Annotated in this window: 14 protein-coding genes; 6 read left to right on the top strand and 8 right to left on the bottom strand. The window is 54.7% G+C overall.

The annotated features are described in order from the left end of the window. Window positions 1–288: 288 nt before the first annotated feature. Complete coding sequence (gene ggt, locus BN8_RS22595) at window positions 289–2,076, top strand: gamma-glutamyltransferase (RefSeq protein WP_009284264.1); 1,788 nt, start codon at window positions 289–291, stop codon at window positions 2,074–2,076. Between the two features lie 85 nt (window positions 2,077–2,161). On the opposite strand, the gene BN8_RS22600 is transcribed toward ggt, so the two are convergent. From BN8_RS22600 to BN8_RS22635, 8 genes are all read right to left on the bottom strand, one after another. Next, window positions 2,162–2,740, bottom strand: coding sequence for a DUF4142 domain-containing protein (locus BN8_RS22600; RefSeq protein ID WP_009284265.1), 579 nt, complete (start codon window positions 2,738–2,740; stop codon window positions 2,162–2,164). 68 nt (window positions 2,741–2,808) lie between these two features. Further along, the gene (locus tag BN8_RS32000) at window positions 2,809–3,168 is read right to left on the bottom strand and encodes a DUF1801 domain-containing protein (protein WP_009284266.1); all 360 of its coding nucleotides are present in this window, start codon (window positions 3,166–3,168) and stop codon (window positions 2,809–2,811) included. Window positions 3,169–3,239: 71 nt separating this feature from the next. Then, window positions 3,240–4,148, bottom strand: coding sequence for a flavin reductase family protein (locus BN8_RS22610; protein WP_009284267.1), 909 nt, complete (start codon window positions 4,146–4,148; stop codon window positions 3,240–3,242). An 86-nt stretch (window positions 4,149–4,234) separates the two neighbouring features. After that, window positions 4,235–5,407 carry a fumarylacetoacetase gene (gene fahA, locus BN8_RS22615; RefSeq protein ID WP_009284268.1) on the bottom strand — a complete coding sequence of 391 codons (1,173 nt, stop codon included), beginning with the start codon at window positions 5,405–5,407 and terminating at the stop codon, window positions 4,235–4,237. An 84-nt stretch (window positions 5,408–5,491) separates the two neighbouring features. After that, a complete protein-coding gene (locus tag BN8_RS22620) occupies window positions 5,492–5,929 on the bottom strand; it encodes a MarR family winged helix-turn-helix transcriptional regulator (RefSeq protein ID WP_009284269.1) in 438 nt (145 codons plus the stop codon). Between the two features lie 47 nt (window positions 5,930–5,976). Continuing rightward, on the bottom strand, window positions 5,977–6,792 hold the full coding sequence (gene phhA / locus BN8_RS22625) for a phenylalanine 4-monooxygenase (protein WP_374755535.1): 816 nt from the start codon (window positions 6,790–6,792) through the stop codon (window positions 5,977–5,979). Between the two features lie 10 nt (window positions 6,793–6,802). Then, window positions 6,803–7,924, bottom strand: coding sequence for a 4-hydroxyphenylpyruvate dioxygenase (hppD, locus tag BN8_RS22630; RefSeq protein ID WP_009284271.1), 1,122 nt, complete (start codon window positions 7,922–7,924; stop codon window positions 6,803–6,805). A gap of 80 nt (window positions 7,925–8,004) precedes the next feature. Then, window positions 8,005–9,177: a homogentisate 1,2-dioxygenase gene (locus tag BN8_RS22635; RefSeq protein ID WP_009284272.1), complete on the bottom strand. Its 1,173-nt coding sequence runs from the start codon at window positions 9,175–9,177 to the stop codon at window positions 8,005–8,007. A 261-nt stretch (window positions 9,178–9,438) separates the two neighbouring features. Between BN8_RS22635 and BN8_RS22640 the strand changes: the two genes are divergently transcribed. The 5 genes from BN8_RS22640 to recA all read left to right on the top strand — a co-directional run bounded on the left by BN8_RS22640 (window position 9,439) and on the right by recA (window position 19,283). After that, window positions 9,439–10,335 carry a nucleotidyltransferase family protein gene (locus BN8_RS22640; protein ID WP_009284273.1) on the top strand — a complete coding sequence of 299 codons (897 nt, stop codon included), beginning with the start codon at window positions 9,439–9,441 and terminating at the stop codon, window positions 10,333–10,335. Window positions 10,336–10,460: 125 nt separating this feature from the next. Then, on the top strand, window positions 10,461–13,724 hold the full coding sequence (locus BN8_RS22645) for a SusC/RagA family TonB-linked outer membrane protein (RefSeq protein WP_009284274.1): 3,264 nt from the start codon (window positions 10,461–10,463) through the stop codon (window positions 13,722–13,724). Window position 13,725: 1 nt separating this feature from the next. Then, the gene (locus BN8_RS22650; RefSeq protein WP_009284275.1) at window positions 13,726–15,033 is read left to right on the top strand and encodes a RagB/SusD family nutrient uptake outer membrane protein; all 1,308 of its coding nucleotides are present in this window, start codon (window positions 13,726–13,728) and stop codon (window positions 15,031–15,033) included. 113 nt (window positions 15,034–15,146) lie between these two features. Further along, window positions 15,147–17,972 carry a hypothetical protein gene (locus BN8_RS22655; RefSeq protein WP_040006451.1) on the top strand — a complete coding sequence of 942 codons (2,826 nt, stop codon included), beginning with the start codon at window positions 15,147–15,149 and terminating at the stop codon, window positions 17,970–17,972. Window positions 17,973–18,191: 219 nt separating this feature from the next. Continuing rightward, window positions 18,192–19,283, top strand: a complete 1,092-nt coding sequence (gene recA, locus BN8_RS22660) for a recombinase RecA (protein WP_009284277.1) — start codon at window positions 18,192–18,194, stop codon at window positions 19,281–19,283.

A 19,283-nucleotide genomic window follows, 5' to 3' on the forward strand; every position in this document is an offset into this window, starting at 1 on the left:
CGCGTGGTACAGCCACATGACAAAAAAAATGCTTTATTCGTTTCAGTCCATATTCTTTCGGACAGAAAGCCAATATGGAAGGATGGATGGCAGGTATCTTAGCGTTGGCAATACATTCTTTCGCTAGACGCTACAACAACCAGTTAGTTAAAAAATAAGTACGTATGGCAGAATCGCGTAGCTTAGTGGATTCAAAACCTAACCAGTAGCCAGTTCCAATTTACGTTAAAATCTGATTTCGTCTTCCCTCATCTTACGGTCGACAGCTCTTACGTAGCCCAACATAGTATGCAACGAATTATCGTTTATTGCTTTTTCTTTCTTTTACTCTTCGGGTGCCGGACCAAAACGCCGACCCGCTCTGCAACCATCCGCGAAAGCCAGGGCGTTTATCAATACACCAACGAAGACCCGCTCGTCAAGCCTTTTTACTCCGACCGGCAGGGGGTTATCGGACGGAACGGCATGGTTGCGTCGGCTCACCCGGAAGCCTCGCAGGTTGGGCTGAACATCCTGAAAGCGGGCGGTAACGCGGTCGATGCGGCCGTGGCGGTCCAGTTTGCACTGGCGGTGGTTTATCCGGCTGCCGGCAACATTGGCGGGGGCGGTTTTATGGTCTACCGCGACCAGGCCGGGCAGACGTTCACCCTCGATTACCGCGAAAAAGCACCGGGTCAGGCCAGCAAAGACATGTACCTCGATTCGGCCAAAAACGTCATTCCAAATCTGAGCATATTGGGTCACCTGGCGAGTGGCGTACCCGGTTCTGTCGATGGGATGGTGCAGGCCCACCAGCGATTCGGCAAACTTTCATGGGCGCAGGTGTTGCAACCAGCCGTCGATCTGGCCGAGAAAGGTTTTGCCCTGACCGAGCGCGATGCCACCGGCCTGAACCGTATTAAAGCTGATCTGCTACGTATTAACCCCGGCAAAACCTATTTTCTGAAAAGCGCAACCCCTACCGACACCACAAGCTGGCACAAAGGAGAACTGCTGATCCAGACTGACCTCGCGGCTACCTTAAAACGCATCCAGGCGCAGGGCCGGGCTGGCTTTTACGAAGGTGAAACGGCGCGGCTGCTGGCTGAGGAGATGAAGCGGGGTGGCGGACTGATTACGGAAGACGATCTGAAAAATTACCACGCTGCCTGGCGCGACCCCATTCGGGCAACGTATAAAAACTACACCGTGCTGACTATGCCGCCCACCTCCAGCGGGGGCGTAGCGCTGGTACAACTCATGCGCCTGACGGAGCCGTATCCGCTTCGGCGCTGGGGCTGGAACCGCGACTCGACCGTCCAGGTCATGATCGAAGCCGAACGACGCGTGTATGCCGACCGGGCCAAATTCCTCGGCGATCCGGACTTTGTTAAAGTACCCGTAGAACAGCTCATCAGCCCTGAGTACCTGCGCAGCCGTTGGGCTGACTTTAGTTTCGCGCATGCTACAGACAGCAAGGCCATAAAAGGGGGTGCTATCCCCGGCTACGAAAGCCTGGAAACCACCCATTTTTCCATCGTTGATAAAGACGGAAACGCCGTATCGATCACCACGACCCTCAACGGCGGCTACGGCAGCCGGGTGGTCATCGGTGGGGCCGGCTTTTTCATGAACAACGAAATGGACGATTTCAGTATCAAGCCGGGCGTACCGAATATGTTCGGGCTGATTGGCAACCAGGCCAACGCCATTGCGCCCAACAAACGGATGCTGTCGTCGATGACCCCAACCATTCTGGAAAAAGACGGAAAGCTGTACATGGTCGTCGGTACGCCGGGCGGGTCAACCATCATTACGTCGGTATACCAGACGATTCTGAACGTAATCGAACACGGCATGACGATGCAACAGGCCGTCAACGCCCTGAAATTTCACCACCAGTGGCTCCCCGACAAGACAATCTTTGAAAACGGCGCGTTCTCCGAAGCAACCATTCAGGCGTTGCAGAACCGCGGCTACGTCCTTGAGAAACTGACCAATACGCTCGGCCGGATGGACTGCATCCTTATTCGCCCGGATGGTTCGTACGAAGGAGCCTCCGATCCACGGGCTGATAATACGGCAAGGGGATATTAAGGAAAGGGAGGAGGACGAAAGGGATAAAGGGGAGCTGACGCGGCAAAATTCCTTTTCCTCCCCTTCGTCCCCTCCTTTTCTTCGCTTAATCCAATACATTCCGCAACTGCTTCGCCTGGTCGCGATGAGAACGATCGTCGGCGAGGAGTTTCTCTGCCAGTTTTTTTACTGCGTCGTTGGGGGCGTTGTCTTCCAGATCCTCAGCGATATCGGCTGCCTGATCGTTTACATCCGCCATTTCCTTCAGATACTCCAGATCGAACGCCGTACCGGTCTGTTTCTTAAGGTCTTCCAGCCGGTCTTTCCCATCGTCCGACAAACCGGCGGGTAGTGTCAGCGTCAGTTGAGAGGCCAGGTTACGAAGTTCCCGTTCGTCCTGCTGGTGCTTCGTCATAACCTGCAGCGCATACCCTTTCACCTGCGGGTTGGCTGCGTTCTGCACCGCCAGCCGACTCATCTCCAGTTCGGTCATTCCCATGCTGGTCAGTTCCACCATGGCCTTGGCCACTTCTTTCGCGTCGGCTTTCGCATCATCGCTGATTGCGCCCGACTGGCTGTCGATCTTCTTCTCGTTTGCCTTTTCGGCCGCGGTTTTGGTATCGCTCGAACAACCGTACGATGTCAGCAGACCGGCTAGGGCAACGTATATTATTGTCTTTTTCATGCCAATACGTTTGGAACTATAACCCCGGTCGTTGGGCGGTTGTTTGGAAGCCGGGTAGTCGGCAATGGCTAAAACTTGCCGTGTGTTTTGGCCGCCTGGAGCAAAACTCGTACGGCGGGATTGTCCACCTGGTCGGCAGCGTCAAACTTGATGTGCCGAAGCAGCCGGCCTGTCCCCCGAAGTAACCCATTTGGATCGGGGAGCTGCGTACCGTAGTGAAAACCGAGGTTGACGCTCGACGAAAGCGGGGCAATATAGCAGATCTCGTCCGACATCCGCGGGCCGGTGCCATACGTAATGGTCCGATAACCTGTCTGAACGGATTCGTGGGCGTCGGGCAGTACGGCGCGTACTAACTCACGGATTTTCAGGGCTATATCACGGACTTCGGGTTTGTAGGTTTCTAAAAAGGTTTCGGGGGTTATCATATCTGGGCAGGATTGAACTGCCCAAAAACTACAAAAGTTGCCAGATTAGGGCAACTATTTTATTCATATTTCTACGGTACCACCTTGTTCTGATTGACCTCCGTTTGCAACAGAACCAGCCAGGCTTCCGGCGTTTTTCCGGCCTTCAGCAACTCTTTAGCGCGCACATGCAGCAGATCAGGCAGGTATTGGCAGCCGTAGCGGGCTTCGTCGAACAGCTCGTCCAGGACGCCGGATGCCCGGTAAGTGGCTACTTCATGGGCGGTGGGTAGGCTTTCCACGCTGCCCAGTTTTCCAAGATCATTCCCACTCAGAATGTTACTGTTGCGAACAGCCGGAGGAATCCGGTCAACGCCAACGCCCGGTCGGGGCCGCCCTACTTCGAACAATGCATCGCCATGAGCCCGGGCGTACCAATCGGCCCCCATCCGGCCAATCAGATCAATCTTATGCGGATCGATCAATCCCTTCTCATTAAAAATATCGTCGTGAAAATGGCCCATTACCACTTCACAAACGATCAGGTGAGCCGCGCCGGGTCCAGTGCCAGTTTCAATGATCTGCTTCACTATGCACTCAAACGACGCGGGCGATTCGGCCACCCTCGGCGGGCGAACTTTCTCGGACGGGAGGGGCGTAAAACCGGATTTTTCGAATTCGTTGATGCCACGTTCGTATTCGGCACTGGCCAGCGACATCTGCTCGACCATGGCGTAGTTTACGACGTTGATCACCACTTCACCTACTTCCTCCAGGTTCAGCAGTGTATGTTTCTTATGCCCATGCCGGTTGATGTTCGGCGCAAAAACAAGCGTTGGCGGATTTGAGCCGAATACGTTGAAAAAACTGAACGGGCTGAGATTCACGTGGCCCTGGGCGTCAAGGGTACTGGCAAACGCGATGGGCCGCGGGCCAATGGCGCCGATGAGGTACCGGTAAAATTCGACTTGCGACAAGTCCTGTGGGTTGATGCTTTTCATGTTTTATTGAACCGCAAAGACGCCAAGCTATCGCCAAGTACGCTACGATCATTTGCGGTCTTTGCGACGGCTTGGCGTCTTTGCGGTTATGAAAAAATTGTACCTTTTACTTCACCCAATTCGACCGTGTGGCCATGTTTCGTTGAGATGCCGCGTATCACCACCGTATCGCCATCCTGCAGGAACGTACGTTTACTGTCAGCAGATTCGTCCAGGCCGGGCAAAACAAGCGGTCGTTCGCCATTCCACGACAGTTCTAATAATGAGCCGTAGGAACCGGGTTCCGTGCCCGAAATGGTACCGGTTGCCAGTACGTCGCCGACGTTCAGGTTGCAGCCGTTGACGGTGTGGTGGGCAACCATCTGGGCAAAACTCCAGTAGAGGTATTGCGCATTGGTCCGGCTAATGACCACGTCGTTCAGCATCACCTCGAGCGTCAGGTCGAAATGCCCTGGCGACGATGCCTGCAAATACGGCAACGGCGTTGGTTCCTGAACCGGACCACCAACCCGAAATGGCTCCAGGTCGTCGAAAGGCACTACCCAGGCCGACATTGACGACCCAAAGTTTTTACCTAGAAATGGCCCCAGCGGCTGATATTCCCAGCGCTGAATATCCCGCGCCGACCAGTCGTTAAACAGCGTTACGCCGAAAATGTAATCTTCGGCTTCCTCGACCGTTACGGACTCACCTAATCTGGAATTACGTCCGATCACCAATCCCAGCTCCAGTTCAAAATCCAGTGCCTGCGAGGACCCAAATTCAGGCGTTCCTTGTTGCAGAAACTGGCCTTTTGGCCAACGAATCGGCGTACCCGACACCACAATGGATGACGACCGGCCGTGATAAGCCACCGGCATGTGTCTGTAGTTCGGCAGCAGTGGGTCCCCATCCGGCCGAAACATCCGCCCTACGTTTTCGGCATGGTGAATGCCCGCGTAAAAATCAGTGTAGTCGCCAATCCGAACCGGGAGGTGCATTGTAGCCCGCGACTCGTGGATTAACACCTGGTCGTGAACGCCCTCAAAAGCGGTCTGTTCGTTACTCAGCAGTTCCTTCACGCGCCGACCTACAGCCTGCCAGACGGGTTTGCCCAGCTCAATGAAATCGTTGAGGACCGGCTTCGCAAAAACGGCAGGATCAACATCCAGTTCGTTGAAATAGCCGAGCAGCCCAACAATCTCGAGGTCAAGGATGTGGTCGTGGTGTTTTACACCCACGCGTGGGCTGGCGATATCGTAGCTAAAAATTCCAAACATGAGGGGGAAAAGAAGAAGGAAAGGAGGAGGGAGGAAAGGACACTCAACAGCACCCCTTTCCTCCCTCCTCTCCTCCTTTTTAGTTTAATCACTAACGTTCGTATAAATCGAATCCATAATCCGCACAAAGTGCTGATAGTCTTCTTCGCTGAGGGTACCCCACCCTTTCCGACGCATGGCCGATACGATAGGCAGTGCTTCTCCGTATTTCAGTTCACCGGCGGTAGTGAGATACAGCAGGAATTTACGGCGGTCGTTATCGGCCATTCGACGTTCGGCCAAGCCTTTCTGACTCAACAAATCGATGATACGCGTAACGGTTGGGGCATCTTTCGTCGTCATCTCGGCCAGTGTATTCTGGCTTATTCCGGGGTTCCGGAACAAATGATCGATCACCACCCACTGGTCGACGGTTAAGTCAAACCCGGCGTCGTTGAATTGCTTCTGAAGCGCATTGCGGATTTTCTTGATCGTTGTATCGATCTTGAAAAAGTAAGCCCGCTGGTCGGAAGGGTGTGTCATTTTAGAGTTTTGTTAGGTTAGGCATTGCTTAACCCCAAAAGTAACAGTTAACTCACTAACAGGCCCTCTAATCGCTCCTCAATTTCGGAAACGGAATAAAAAAGTTGCTCGTATGACTCAATCACAAAATATTGTTCTTGAAAGCGATCGATGATATACGGCGTTTTTAACAGCGTTTCGACGTCGTACGGAATCCGCTGTGGTACGTCGCTTTCGAGTGCATAAACCGTTTCGCCGGGCGACGACAGGATACCGCCACCGTAGATACGCAGCCCGTTGGCTTCCCGGATCAGCCCGAACTCGACGGTATACCAGTAAAGCCTGGAAATCATCTCGATTGCTTCTTCGTGATCCACAAACTTGAGCGCGATACGGCTCAGAGCCGCCAGAAAATCGCAGAACGACTGGTTGGTCAGCACCGGTACGTGCCCGAACGTATCGTGGAACATATCAGGTTCGGGCAGGTAGTCCAACTGATCGCGCCGACGCAGCCAGGTTGTTGCCGGAAACTGCCGATCCGCCATTAACTCGAAAAACTCCCGATTGTCAATCAGGCCCGGTACCGCCACAACTCGCCAGCCCGTCAGGGGCAGCAGCCGTGGGTTCAGGTCAAGCTCAAAATTCGGGATCTTATCATTCGGAAAACCCGTGGCCAGAATCCCGTCCATGTAGGCCTGACTGGCCCGGCCGGGCAAGCGCTCCATCTGCCGTTCGAAAAGCAGCTTCCAAACGGCCTGATCGTCGGGGGTGTATTTTGAATAATTCTGGATCATAAAGGGGAGGGAGGAGAGGGAGGAAGGGGAGAAAAGGGACGAAGGGGAGCCGTCACTTCCCTTTTCTCCCTTTCTTCCCTCTCCTCCCATTCCTCCTTTTTTACAACGTTCCTCTCAGTTCCTGTTCACGCTCGATGGCTTCGAACAACGCTTTGAAATTGCCTTTGCCAAACGATTTCGCGCCTTTTCGCTGGATAATCTCAAAGAATAACGTCGGGCGAGGACAAACCGGTTTGCTGAACAGTTGCAGCAGATACCCTTCGTCGTCGCGGTCGACCAGGATACCCAGCGGACGTAGCGTTTCGATCTCCTCGTCAATCTCACCGACGCGCTCCTTCAGATCGTCGTAGTACGCATCCGGCACTTTCAGAAACTCCACCCCGCGGTCGCGCAGCATGGTCACCGTTTCCACAATGTTGTCGGTTGCTACGGCAATGTGCTGAATACCCGAACCACCGTAGAAATCCAGGTATTCTTCCACCTGCGACCTCTTCTTGCCCTCGGCGGGCTCGTTGATCGGGAATTTAATACGGCCGTTTCCGTTGCTCATAACCTTACTCATCAGCGCCGTGTAATCCGTCGAAATATCGTTATCGTCGAACGAAATAAGCTGTTTGAAGCCCATTACGTCGGCGTAAAAGTTAACCCACTGGTTCATCTCATTCCAGCCGACGTTGCCGACCATGTGGTCGACGTACTTCAACCCGACTTCCGACGGCCGGTAACGCGGATTCCAGGCTTTAAAACCGGGCAGAAACACGCCGTTGTAGTGACTACGCTCGACGAAAATATGCACCGTATCGCCGTACGTATGAATACCCGACCGCACAACGTACCCGTCCTCGTCTTCCACGCGGGCAGGCTGCATGAAGGGTTTCGCACCCCGGCCGGTTGTTTCTTCAAACGCTTTGGTGGCATCGTCGACCCAGAGGGCTACTACCCGCACTCCATCGCCGTGCTGGTCAATGTGCCGGCCGATGTCGGTGCCGCCCACCAGCGGTGACGTCAGCACGATCCGAATTTTATCCTGCACCACTACGTACGATTCGCGGTCGCGCAGACCCGTTTCCAGCCCGGCGTGGGCCAGCGGCTGAAATCCGAAAGCGGTTTGATAATAGTGAGCCGCCTGTTTGGCGTTGCTCACGTACAGTTCGATGTAGTCTGTGCCGTTGAGCGGGAGGAAGTCCGCTACCTGAGGCTCTATGGTTTCTACTGCTTCCATGTTATTTGTTGATGTTATTGTAGGCTGTAGAGACCGGTCCGCCGGTGCGGCAATATTTTGCTGCACCGGCGGACCGGTCTCTACGTTAGCCAGGATTTATAATACTTGCCGTCGTCAAGTTTCATTGCCTGTTCAGTCACCATCAGCGGGCGGAACGTATCCACCATAACGGCGTACTCCTGCGTTTCTTTCTTACCAATGCTACGCTCCATGGCCCCCGGAGCCGGGCCGTGCGGAATACCGCCCGGATGCAGCGTAATATGGCCCTGCGCGATGTCGTTCCGCGACATGAAATCACCGTCGACGTAATAAATCACCTCGTCGGAATCAATGTTCGAGTGGTTATACGGGGCCGGAATGGCCTTCGGATGGTAATCGAACAGCCGTGGCACAAACGAACAGACCACGAACGTATCCGTCTGGAACGTCTGGTGAACCGGTGGTGGCTGGTGAACCCGGCCCGTTATCGGCTCAAAGTTGAAAATCGAGAAGCCGTACGGGAAGTTGTACCCGTCCCAGCCCACTACGTCGAACGGATGACTGGCATACACCAGTGAGTGCAACGAACCCTGCTTCTTGATCTTCATCAGAAAATCACCGAGTTCGTCGTGCGTTTCAAGATCCTGCGGGCGCTTGATGTCGCGTTCGCAGAACGGCGCGTGCTCCAGTAACTGCCCGAAATGATTTCGGTAGCGCTTTGGCGTGTAAATCGGCGAGTGCGATTCGACGTACAGTAGTCTATTGTCGGTCGTGTCGAACTCGATCTGGTAGATCATGCCACGGGGAATGACGAGGTAATCGCCGTATTCGAACGGAATGGTTCCGAGCAGCGTCCGGAGCCGACCCGAGCCTTTGTGAATGAACAGCATCTCGTCGGCGTCGGCGTTCTTGTAGAAATAGTCGGTCAGCGATTGCCGGGGAGCGGCCAGCCCGAAAATCAGGTCGTTATTGATCAGCAGGGGCACCCGACTTTCCAGGTAGTCGTCGGCAGGGGCAATATTGAACCCCACCAGCTTCCGCGCCAGCATATTTTTTTCCACCGCCAGTTTCGGTGTCATGTCGACGCTCTCCAGTACCTCCCGGACCATCGTGGGCCGGTGAATGTGGTACATCAGCGACGACATACCGTCGAAACCGATGGTCCCGAACAGTTGCTCATAGTAAAACGGTCCGTCGCTACGGCTGCCCCCGGGCTTCTCGAACTGCGTGTGCCGCTTGGGTGGTATCTGGCCAAGTGAATGATAAAATGGCATAGCTAATCAACAATAACTGGCCTTGCCAAAGCCGCAACTTTGACAAGGCTGTCGGTTCATTGATGAAATGCAATTAGTTGCTTTAACAATTATTGTTTGGCATACAATTATAAAAACAATAATTATAATATTGAACATTTATGAGAAAATTTTTACCAATAATGTGATTTAATGGCTGTGGGGCCGATCAGATAGCTTTACGTCGCCGTGCATCAAGTTTTCTCTAATTTTGAGCACTCAATTGATTTACTGACCTGATTCATGAAACCTACGCTTCTGATTTTAGCCGCCGGCATGGGCAGCCGCTACGGGGGTATCAAGCAACTCGACCAGTTTGGACCGAACGGCGAAACCATCATTGACTATTCACTTTTCGACGCCATTCGGGCGGGTTTCGGCAAAGTAGTCTTCATCATCCGGGAAGAACTTCGGGCCGATTTTGAGGAAATCTTTCTGCCAAAGCTGAACGGAAAAATTGAGGTGGATTTTGCCATCCAGGCCCTGACCTCCTATGTACCGGCCGAACTGGGCGAAGTGAACCGCACCAAACCCTGGGGAACCGGCCACGCCATGCTGTGCGCCAAAGACCACGTCAGCACGCCGTTTGCGGTTATCAACGCCGACGATTTCTACGGCCTGGAAGCGTTCGAACTGATCAGCAATTTCCTCCGGAATGATACCGACGATCAGCTACATGCGATGGTAGCCTACGAAGTGAAGCGGACTTTATCGGAAAACGGCTCCGTATCGCGGGGCGTTTGTGCCGTTGGGGAAAATGGCAACCTGGCGTCGGTGATCGAGCGGACCAAGATTTACGAAAAAGATGGACGGATCGTGTACGAAGAAGCCGAAGGGTTAACACCAATCTCGCCCGACACACCCGTATCAATGAACTTCTGGGGCTTCAAGCCGTCGGTGTTTCCGCTGGTACAGCGCCAGTTTGAGAGCTACGCCATCGCTAATATCGACTCGCCGAAAGCCGAATTTTACATCCCGACCGTCATGACCAACCTGATTCAGACCAACACGGGCCACTGCAAGGTGTTCCGCAGCCGGTCGGAGTGGTTCGGCGTTACGTATCCCGAAGATAAGCCCACCGTTCAGGCCGAATTGAAACGCCTGCACGACGACGGGAAATACCCGGACAAGTTGTGGTAATCGCTCCTTAAAAAATACCGTCCATCCTAAAAACACGCTCCTACTCAATCGGGCGTGTTTTTTTATTCCTATATTTCATCAACCAGTCTTTGGCTGGAATTACACTAACCAATTTTTATACACCTATGATGCACAATGGTTTACTTAAACCACCCACCGTCCGTGCCGTCTGGATGCTGTGTCTGGCTCTGCTGTTCTGCGCCGAAAGTATGGCGCAGAGTCAGCGCTTTACTTTACGAGGCCGCGTAACTGACGCAAACGGTCAGGCGGTGCCCGGCGTAACGGTCCAGTTACAGGGTACGTCGCTCGGCACCTCCTCCGACGCTGACGGCAATTACCAATTTACACCCAGCGTTGCCCCGGGTACCTACACGCTCAACTTCAGTTCCATCGGCTATGGCGCTACCACGCAATCCGTTTCGCTCGGTTCGCAGGAGACCGTAACGACAAACGTAACCCTGCGCGAAGACGTGGCCAACCTCGACGAAGTGGTAGTGACTGGCTCTACCATCACCACTACCCGGCGCGAACTTGGCAACGCCATCAGCACCATTCGCGGCAATGACCTGGTCCAATCGGGTTCGGGCGGACTGCTCAACTCCCTCCAGGGTAAGGTACCAGGGGCGCAGATTACCCAGAACTCCGGCGACCCGGCCGGCGGCATCACCGTTCGGCTACGGGGGATCAAGTCGCTGTCCGGCGCTTCGGACCCGCTGTATGTCATCGATGGAGTTATTGCCAGCAACAACAGCCAGAACGTATCGCAATTGGCCGTATCGGACCAGGTCGGTATTGCTAATGCCGGTACAAACCGCCTGGCCGACATCAACCCGGCCGACATTGCCAGCATCAACGTCATCAATGGCGCTGCTGCCGCGGCTATCTACGGCTCGCGGGCCATCAACGGCGTTGTACTGATTACGACTAAACGCGGCCAAACCGGAGCACCCCGTATCACGTTCACGGCCAGCGCCAATATCAACGAGCTCCGTAAGAGTGTGCCGCTTGGTACGTACAACAAGCAGTTTGGTTTTGCCGGCCTACGGCTTCACCCTATTGCAGGCATCTCACCGGCGCAGATTGCCGCTAACCCGGGGGTAACGACAGTGGGCATTACTCGCGACGGAGTAATAACGCAGTTGGCGACCAATCTCGTAGATGTGACCCGGTACAACTACTTTGACCAGATTTTCCGCACAGGGTATGGTACCGACAATACGCTTTCCATATCGGGCGGCCGTGAGAACACAACGTACTACGTTTCGTTCGGTTATCTCAGAAACCAGGGTATTATTCGAAACACCGATTTCACCCGCTATAACCTTCGGGCGCGTGTCGACCAGCGATTAACCAACTGGGCCAAACTGTCGGTGGGGTTGAGCTACGTGAACAGCCTGGCTAACGAGAAAGCCAACGGCAACGTATTCTACAGCCCCATCAACTCCGTCAATATCACTAACAACATCTACGACATTACCCAACGCGATGCAGCCGGTAATCTGCAGGCTGTAGAGCCGACGCGCGTGAATCCCCTCTCGACCATCGAGGACATGAACTTCACGCAGGCGGTCAGCCGGACGATTAACGACGTACAACTTAACCTGACGCCGTTGAAGGGGCTTAGTGTCGACGCCATCCTGGGGGTTGATACGTATGGCCAGGTGGGGCGCAGCTACATTCGGCCGTACCCGTATCAGGCCCAGGCGCAGTTGCCGCTCGAACGCTATCCGTTTGGCTATGCAGCAACGGCCAACAATACGGTGCTGCAATTCAACGCCGACGTGAACGCTACGTATCAGCGCGACCTGACCGAAGCCCTCAATCTGAAAGTCATTGCCGGCTTCAGCTACCAGTACAACCAGCAGGACCTGAGTTCGTCGAACGGGCAGAATCTGGCACCGTTTATTGAAACCGTTAGTGGAGCCGCCAGTACAACCGTTCGGGCCGGGTACGGCCTCAGCCGCTTTAACCTGAGCGGTCAGTTCATTCAGGCCACGGTAGGTTACCGCAATCTGGCTTTCCTGACGGGCGCCATCCGGCAGGACCGCTCAACGGTATTCTCGCCATCGGAGACGAATCAGCTATACCCAAAAGTGAGCGGTTCGTTCGTTGTATCCGATCTTGGTTTCTGGAAAAACGCTTCGTTTAACAGCGTTTTCAACAGCCTTAAGCTACGCGGTTCCTACGGCGATGCGGGTGGTCTGACAGCGCTGACCCCCAACGACCGGTTCTATCAATTCCTGCCCATTGCCTATCTCGGCCGCAACACCATTACCCCAAGCCAGACGTTAGCAAACCCGGCCGTTCGGCCCGAACGCATGACTGAACTGGAAGGCGGTGTTGATCTGTCGTTCTTCCAGGACAAAATCAATCTGGGCGTTTCACTGTATAGCCAACGAATCAGGGATTTGACGGTTAACCGGGTACTGGCTCCTACAACGGGCGGTACGGGTATTGTTAACAACGTTGGTGAAATGGAAAACCGCGGGGTTGAAATCCTGCTAGGCATTACACCCGTGAAAACGAAAGATTTTACGTGGGACCTGACGTTTATCTACAACCGGAACCGCAACAAGGTGCTGTCGCTGGCCTCCCCTCGCATTGAACTGGCGAACGTAGCAGGGGCTCCGGTATTCCAGTTGGTTGGTCAGCCGGCCAGTCAGTTCTTCGGTACGTTCTACGCCCGGAACTATGAGACAGGGGATCTACTGCTGTCGCGTCAGGGATTGCCGCAGCAGGAACGGGGTGATACGTACACCGCTACGGCTACCAAACCCATTGAGCAGGTACTGAGTGAAGCCGGTCTCAACATCAACAGCCTACCGGCGGGCTCGTATGAAGTGGCTGGTACGTACTACGTGCCTCGTCGTAATGCCGACAACCAGCCGGATTTAAGCAAACCCGTTCTACGCAAAGTGATCGGCAACCCGAATCCGAAATGGACCGGGTCTATCAGCAGCGAACTGACGTACAAACGGGCCTCGCTCCGTTTCCTGTTTGATGCGGTGTATGGTAACCAGGTGTTCAATGCCGACAAACGCACGCGTGAAAACGTAGGTATTGGTACCCTGGCTGAGCAGGAAATGCGGGGTACGCTCACCCGTGGGTACATCTTTGCCATTGGCCCAATCGAAGAATTCCGGATCGACGACGGCTCGTTTGTCAAACTGCGCGAAGTAGCCCTGAGCTATCAGCTTCCCAGCTTTGTCAAAGGGCTGAGCGGGCTGAACATCTCGCTTATCGGCCGGAACCTGATTTCGTGGGACAACTACAATGGATTCGACCCCGAAACCAACGCAGGCGGCAACTCCGATCTGCTCCGGGGTGTTGACTTCGGCAATGTACCCATACCACGTACCTATCGTTTGCAACTAACAGCGACATTCTAACATGAAAAAATACATCCTTACTACGGCGCTGCTGACGGTACTACTCACCCAGAATGCCTGCCGCGAAGAATACCTGAACCCCAGCATTGCCACGGAACAACAGGTAATTAATTCGACTGATGGCCTCATTACGCTGGCCAACGGACTTGCTTATCGCTACACATTCGGCCGACTCGGTGTTATTTACAATGCCGTAGCCGCCGGTGGATTAACGACCCGTGAATTCCGCGTTCTGAATGCCGGAAACACCGATGAGCAGAACCTGGAATTAGGCTTTCAGAACGTAACCGGCGGCAACGCCGTGGTGCGGAACCTGTGGGCCACGAGTCAGATTGTTCGGTCGAATGCCGACGTCATTCTGGCCAATGCGAGCCGGGTCATTCAGGAGCCTGGTACGCGCAGTGGCGTTGTGGCCTACGCATCGATCTACAAGGCCCTGGCCTTGGGAACGCTGGCGCAGTTCTTCGAGCAAACGCCTATCACGACCGGCACGAACGCCCAGTTTGTACCGCGGGCGCAGGCCTTACAGCAGGCAATCACTCAACTGGAAGCGGCTGCCACGCTGGTGGCCGCAACAGCCCCGTCGGCGTCGTTTAATCAGGCGATTGCGCCGGGGATCGACATTCCCAATACCCTTCAGGCGCTCATTGCCCGATACGCCCTCTTCGCCGGCGACTATGACAAGGCCATTGCTGCGGCTGGTCGCGTCGACCTGACCAGGCGGTCGTTTTTCTCGTTCGATGACAACACCCGCAACCCGGTGTTCGAAACGGCGTTCAGCAACATCAACGTATTTGCGCCCCAGAACGCGACGCTTGGTCTGACCGGCGAACTGGCACCGAATCCGGCCGACAGACGACTGTCGTTTTACCTGCGCAGCAACCCAACGGCCTCACAAAACCTCGGCACTGGCTTTTACACGGCCAACAACGCGCCGATTCCGGTGTACCTGCCGGGCGAAATGCTCCTGATCCGCGCCGAAGCGTACGCTCGAAAAGGCGATCTGGCCAATGCGGTTACCGAGTTGAACAAGGTGCTCACGAAAACGACGGATGCGTGGGGATTAGGCGCGGGGCTACCGGCCTACAGCGGTCCGCAAACGGCGCAGGCTATCCTGACCGAAATTTACCGCAACCGCCTGATCGAACTGGCGTTCCAGGGATTCCGGTTAGAGGACAGCCGACGATTTAACCGCCCCGGACCAGGTACTACGCCGGCGACTAATGCGGAACGGACGCGGAATTTCCTGCCGTATCCGTTCACGGAGCGCGATAATAACACCAATACCCCGTCCGATCCGGCCAACTGATCGGCGGAGGTTTTACGGATTGCCTGAATATATTTGCCATGCCGACCCATTGTCGCTCTAGCCGACCGGGTCGGCATGACTTTTTTCCGCGCATCAACCTCATCCCCGGCACTATGAAAAGGCTGGCGTTCCTGGCCGAACGACTTCCAAACGGGTACCCGTACCGTACGCACCTGCTGCTGGCGTCGGTGGGAGTAGCCATACTAATTGGGGTCATTCAACAGGGTCTTGGCGAACCATCCATGCACGATCTGGCCATCGCCTATGCCCGCACCGGTGCCAACGTGGACGGTATCATCAGCACCTGGCGACAAACAGACAACCGCCTGGTCTGGGCCTGGCTGGAGGTACTGGTCGATATTTTTTTGTTCATTCCGGCCTATACGGCAACGGTAATGGTCTGGTGCTGGTTCTGCGCCCATGAGACGCTCTACGTTCGCAACCCGGCCCATCCTCGGCTTGGTCGGCTCATGAACGTAGCCGGTCGGTTGCTGGCCATTACGATCTGGTTTACGGTGCTGGCCGATCTGCTCGAAAACACGACCATGCTGCAATGGTTGCTTGGTCATGACGGTTTCCTGTCGCCGGGTGCAATGCGTCTTATATGGTGGCTGAAAATAGGGCCTATCGCTACGGCTTTTTGGTATGTAGCCCTCCACCCCATCGCCATCGCCTTTTCGGTCTGGGATACCGTTCGACGCTGGTTGTTTGGCCGCCGGGGGTTTTATACCACCACGCTGACCCGGCTCGTCAGGCACATGATCCGGCGTCGGCAGCAACGGCTGCGGGTAGTCGACGCCGTCAGCGATCGCTGTGAACGCTTCCCACCCAGCCAGGCGACCCTCCGCGACCGATTGACGGGACTTTGGAAAGGTTTTCTGAACGTTCAGATCATCGTGTACTTGCTGGCGGCATCGGCGCTGGTGTTTCAACTCGGGCAGTTCGATGAGATTTTCTACCTCCTTCTGACCCAGAAGCAGGGCATCGGTACTGTATTGTTCAGCACGGGATTATCCTTAGCGTGGTGGAGCCTGACAGTGTACATCTGTAGTAAGGTGATGCTTTACATCCAGCCCAGCTACTACGGTGCATTGAACCCGGCTCATCCTGAGGCAGCCGCCCGGCAGATTGTCCGGTTCCGGAACGAACTCCAGGTACTACGGCTAATGCCACTGATACTGGCCGGCCTGCCGTTTGTCATTGCCATCGTAACGGTGCTGGCTAATTACTATCAACTGCATTTCCCCTGGACGTTCGAACCCATATCGCCGGATGGGTTCGGGCCTGCCGTACGTTTTTACAGCGTGCTTCTTACGTTGGTTTTAATTGCTGTCGGTCTGCTATGGCTGCTACGCCGGTTTGATCGTCGGTTACAGTATACCGACATTGTCCTGTTCGGCTCCGAATCGCCGGTACGGGACTATGCCATGCTGGTCGATCTGGCGCCACGCAGCATTCTGTTCGGCCAGGGAACAGTTGTGGGGCTGCTGATGGTGTTTCTACCCAGCGCGGGCCTCGCATTGGCTCAGGGTATCGGATTGTATGCTGTGGTGCTGTTCTGGCTCTGCGGCTTTGCCTTTCTGATCACCATTCTGTACCAACTCAACCAGCTACCCAGGTATCCGGTTCTGGTCGTTGCAGGACTGCTCGTATTGATATTTTCCCGTTGCAACGATAACACCAGTATCCAGGAGAGTCCGCTGCCGGCACCACCGCGCGAAGCGCTGGAAACGTACTACCGGCGCTGGCTCGACCACCGGCCGCCAACCGGCAAAGGGGATACGCTTCCTTTGCCCGTGGTGGTCGTTGCGACGGCCGGTGGCGGCATCCGCGCTACCAACTGGACCACCGAATGCCTTGTATCCCTCCGCGACAGTATTCCCAATTTCGACCGCTACGTATTCGGTATTAGTGGCGTGTCGGGTGGGGGCGTTGGGGCCGCTACGTACATTGCTTCGCTTAAGGGTTTCATTGAGCCCGATTCAGCGTTCCGGATCCGGCTACGTTCAGTGGTTACGCAAGATCTGATTTCACCGGCGGTGGCTTCGGCGCTGTTTCGCGGGGGCGTCAATAACTTCTCACCGGTCCCCATACCCGACCTCGACCGCAACCGCTGGATTGAAGATGCCTGGCAGAATGCGCTATTCAGCCAGCCACTGGATACGGCCGTGCAACAAACCCTGAGGCAGTCGTTTCTCCGGCTCTGGACACCCGGCAGTACGGGCCTCCCCTGTCTGTTTTTAAATACAACCATTGCCGAAACCGGCCAGAAAGGAATATTGGCCAATGTATCGCTGGGGCAGACATCGGATTCTTTGAACGCGTTTTTCGACGTAGCCGACCTATTCAGTTCCTTCGGACATGATGTTCCTTACAAAACCGCTACGTTTTTGTGCGCCCGTTTTCCCTTCGTAACCAGTGGCGGTAAGGCAACGGGTCCACTGCCCAATATTGAGTCTGGTGCACCTATTACGTACCACATGCTGGACGGCGGCTACGTTGAAAATACGGGGATTGTTACGGCCGTTCAGGTCATTCGTACGTTACAACGGGTAACGCCCGGAGGTCGCTGGCGCGGTCGGCCCGTCCAATATTACCTGCTCTTTCTGCGCAACGGGTCGGTGTCGGAGCAGGCGGCCAATGTCAGCCTGTTCAAATTTGCCAATGAGCCACTCAAGGGGTTCCTGCAAAGCTGGGAACGGGCTGGTGTCGGCCTCGACCAACTCGTGCGTTCGACGCTCAACGGCGAGGCCGGGCAACTGGATTTTCAGTACACGAGTCTGGGGCTGGAAAGTGGCAATCACAACTACCCATTGGGCTGGTATATCTCGCCGACAGCCGCCGATACAATGGGCATTCAGGCCCGCTCAGCGGTAAGCAATGCCCTCAAAGACAACACCTCTGTTCTGAGCCGGTTAAGGCAACGGACCAAGCGGTAATTTAAGACAACTTTAATGGGCGCATAAGTCAACTAGAAAGCCCTTCCAATAAAGCATAAACCACTCACTGCCAAACAGTTAATAATACAACAAACCAACCCCTTTCTCCCTTCCTCCTCTCCTCCTTTCCTGCCTTTCTTCCCCTCCAAGTATTTTCAAAATCCACTTGGTATTCTGGCCGAAAATCGCTAATTTTATCTGCTTAAACAACCACTAAACATGGCCAAATCTGACATGGCACAAGCTACGGCAAATGCTAATGACAACAAATTAAAAGCCCTTCAAACCACGATTGAGAAACTGGACAAAGCCTTCGGGAAAGGCACCGTTATGCGGCTGAGCGAAAGCAAAGTTGTGGACGTTCCGGTAATCTCAACCGGCTCGCTGGGCCTTGACCTGGCATTGGGTATCGGCGGTGTGCCGCGTGGACGGGTCGTTGAAATCTACGGACCGGAATCGTCGGGTAAAACAACGCTGACGATGCACTGCATCGCCGAAGCACAGAAAGCGGGCGGTATGGCGGCCTTCATCGACGCCGAGCACGCTTTCGACCGTGTGTATGCCGAAAAGCTGGGTATTGACACCAACAACCTTTTGATTGCTCAGCCGGACAACGGCGAACAGGCACTCGAAATCGCCGAGCATCTTATCAGCTCCGGTGCTATTGATATCATCGTTATTGACTCCGTTGCTGCCCTTGTCCCCAAAGCTGAGATTGAAGGCGAAATGGGCGAAAGCAAGATGGGTCTACAGGCTCGTCTGATGTCGCAGGCACTGCGGAAACTGACGGGCGTGATCAACAAAACCCAGTGCTGCTGCATTTTCATCAACCAGTTGCGCGAGAAGATCGGTGTGATGTTCGGTAACCCCGAAACCACAACCGGTGGTAACGCCCTGAAGTTCTACGCATCCGTTCGTCTGGACATCCGCCGGATTGGTCAGATCAAGGAAGGTGCCGACAACGTAGTGGGTAACCGCGTGAAGGTAAAAGTCGTGAAGAACAAGCTGGCGGCTCCATTCAAAGTTGTCGAATTTGACATCATGTACGGTCAGGGTATTTCCAAAGTCGGCGAAGTGCTCGACCTGGCTGTTGAGATGGAGATCGTGAAGAAGTCAGGCTCGTGGTTCTCTTACGACGGCAACCGTCTGGCACAGGGCCGCGACGCGGTGAAAGACCTGCTGCTCGATAACCCTGAGCTAATGGCCGACATCGAAAACAAAATTCGTGCGAAGATCAACGAAGACGAAAACGCGCTGCTTGATCCAATCGGCGGCACAGAAGACGACGACGAAGGAGCCATCGAGGATTAA

It is taken from the genome of Fibrisoma limi BUZ 3 (assembly GCF_000296815.2).
In the GTDB taxonomy this organism is placed as follows: Bacteria; Bacteroidota; Bacteroidia; order Cytophagales; family Spirosomataceae; genus Fibrisoma; species Fibrisoma limi.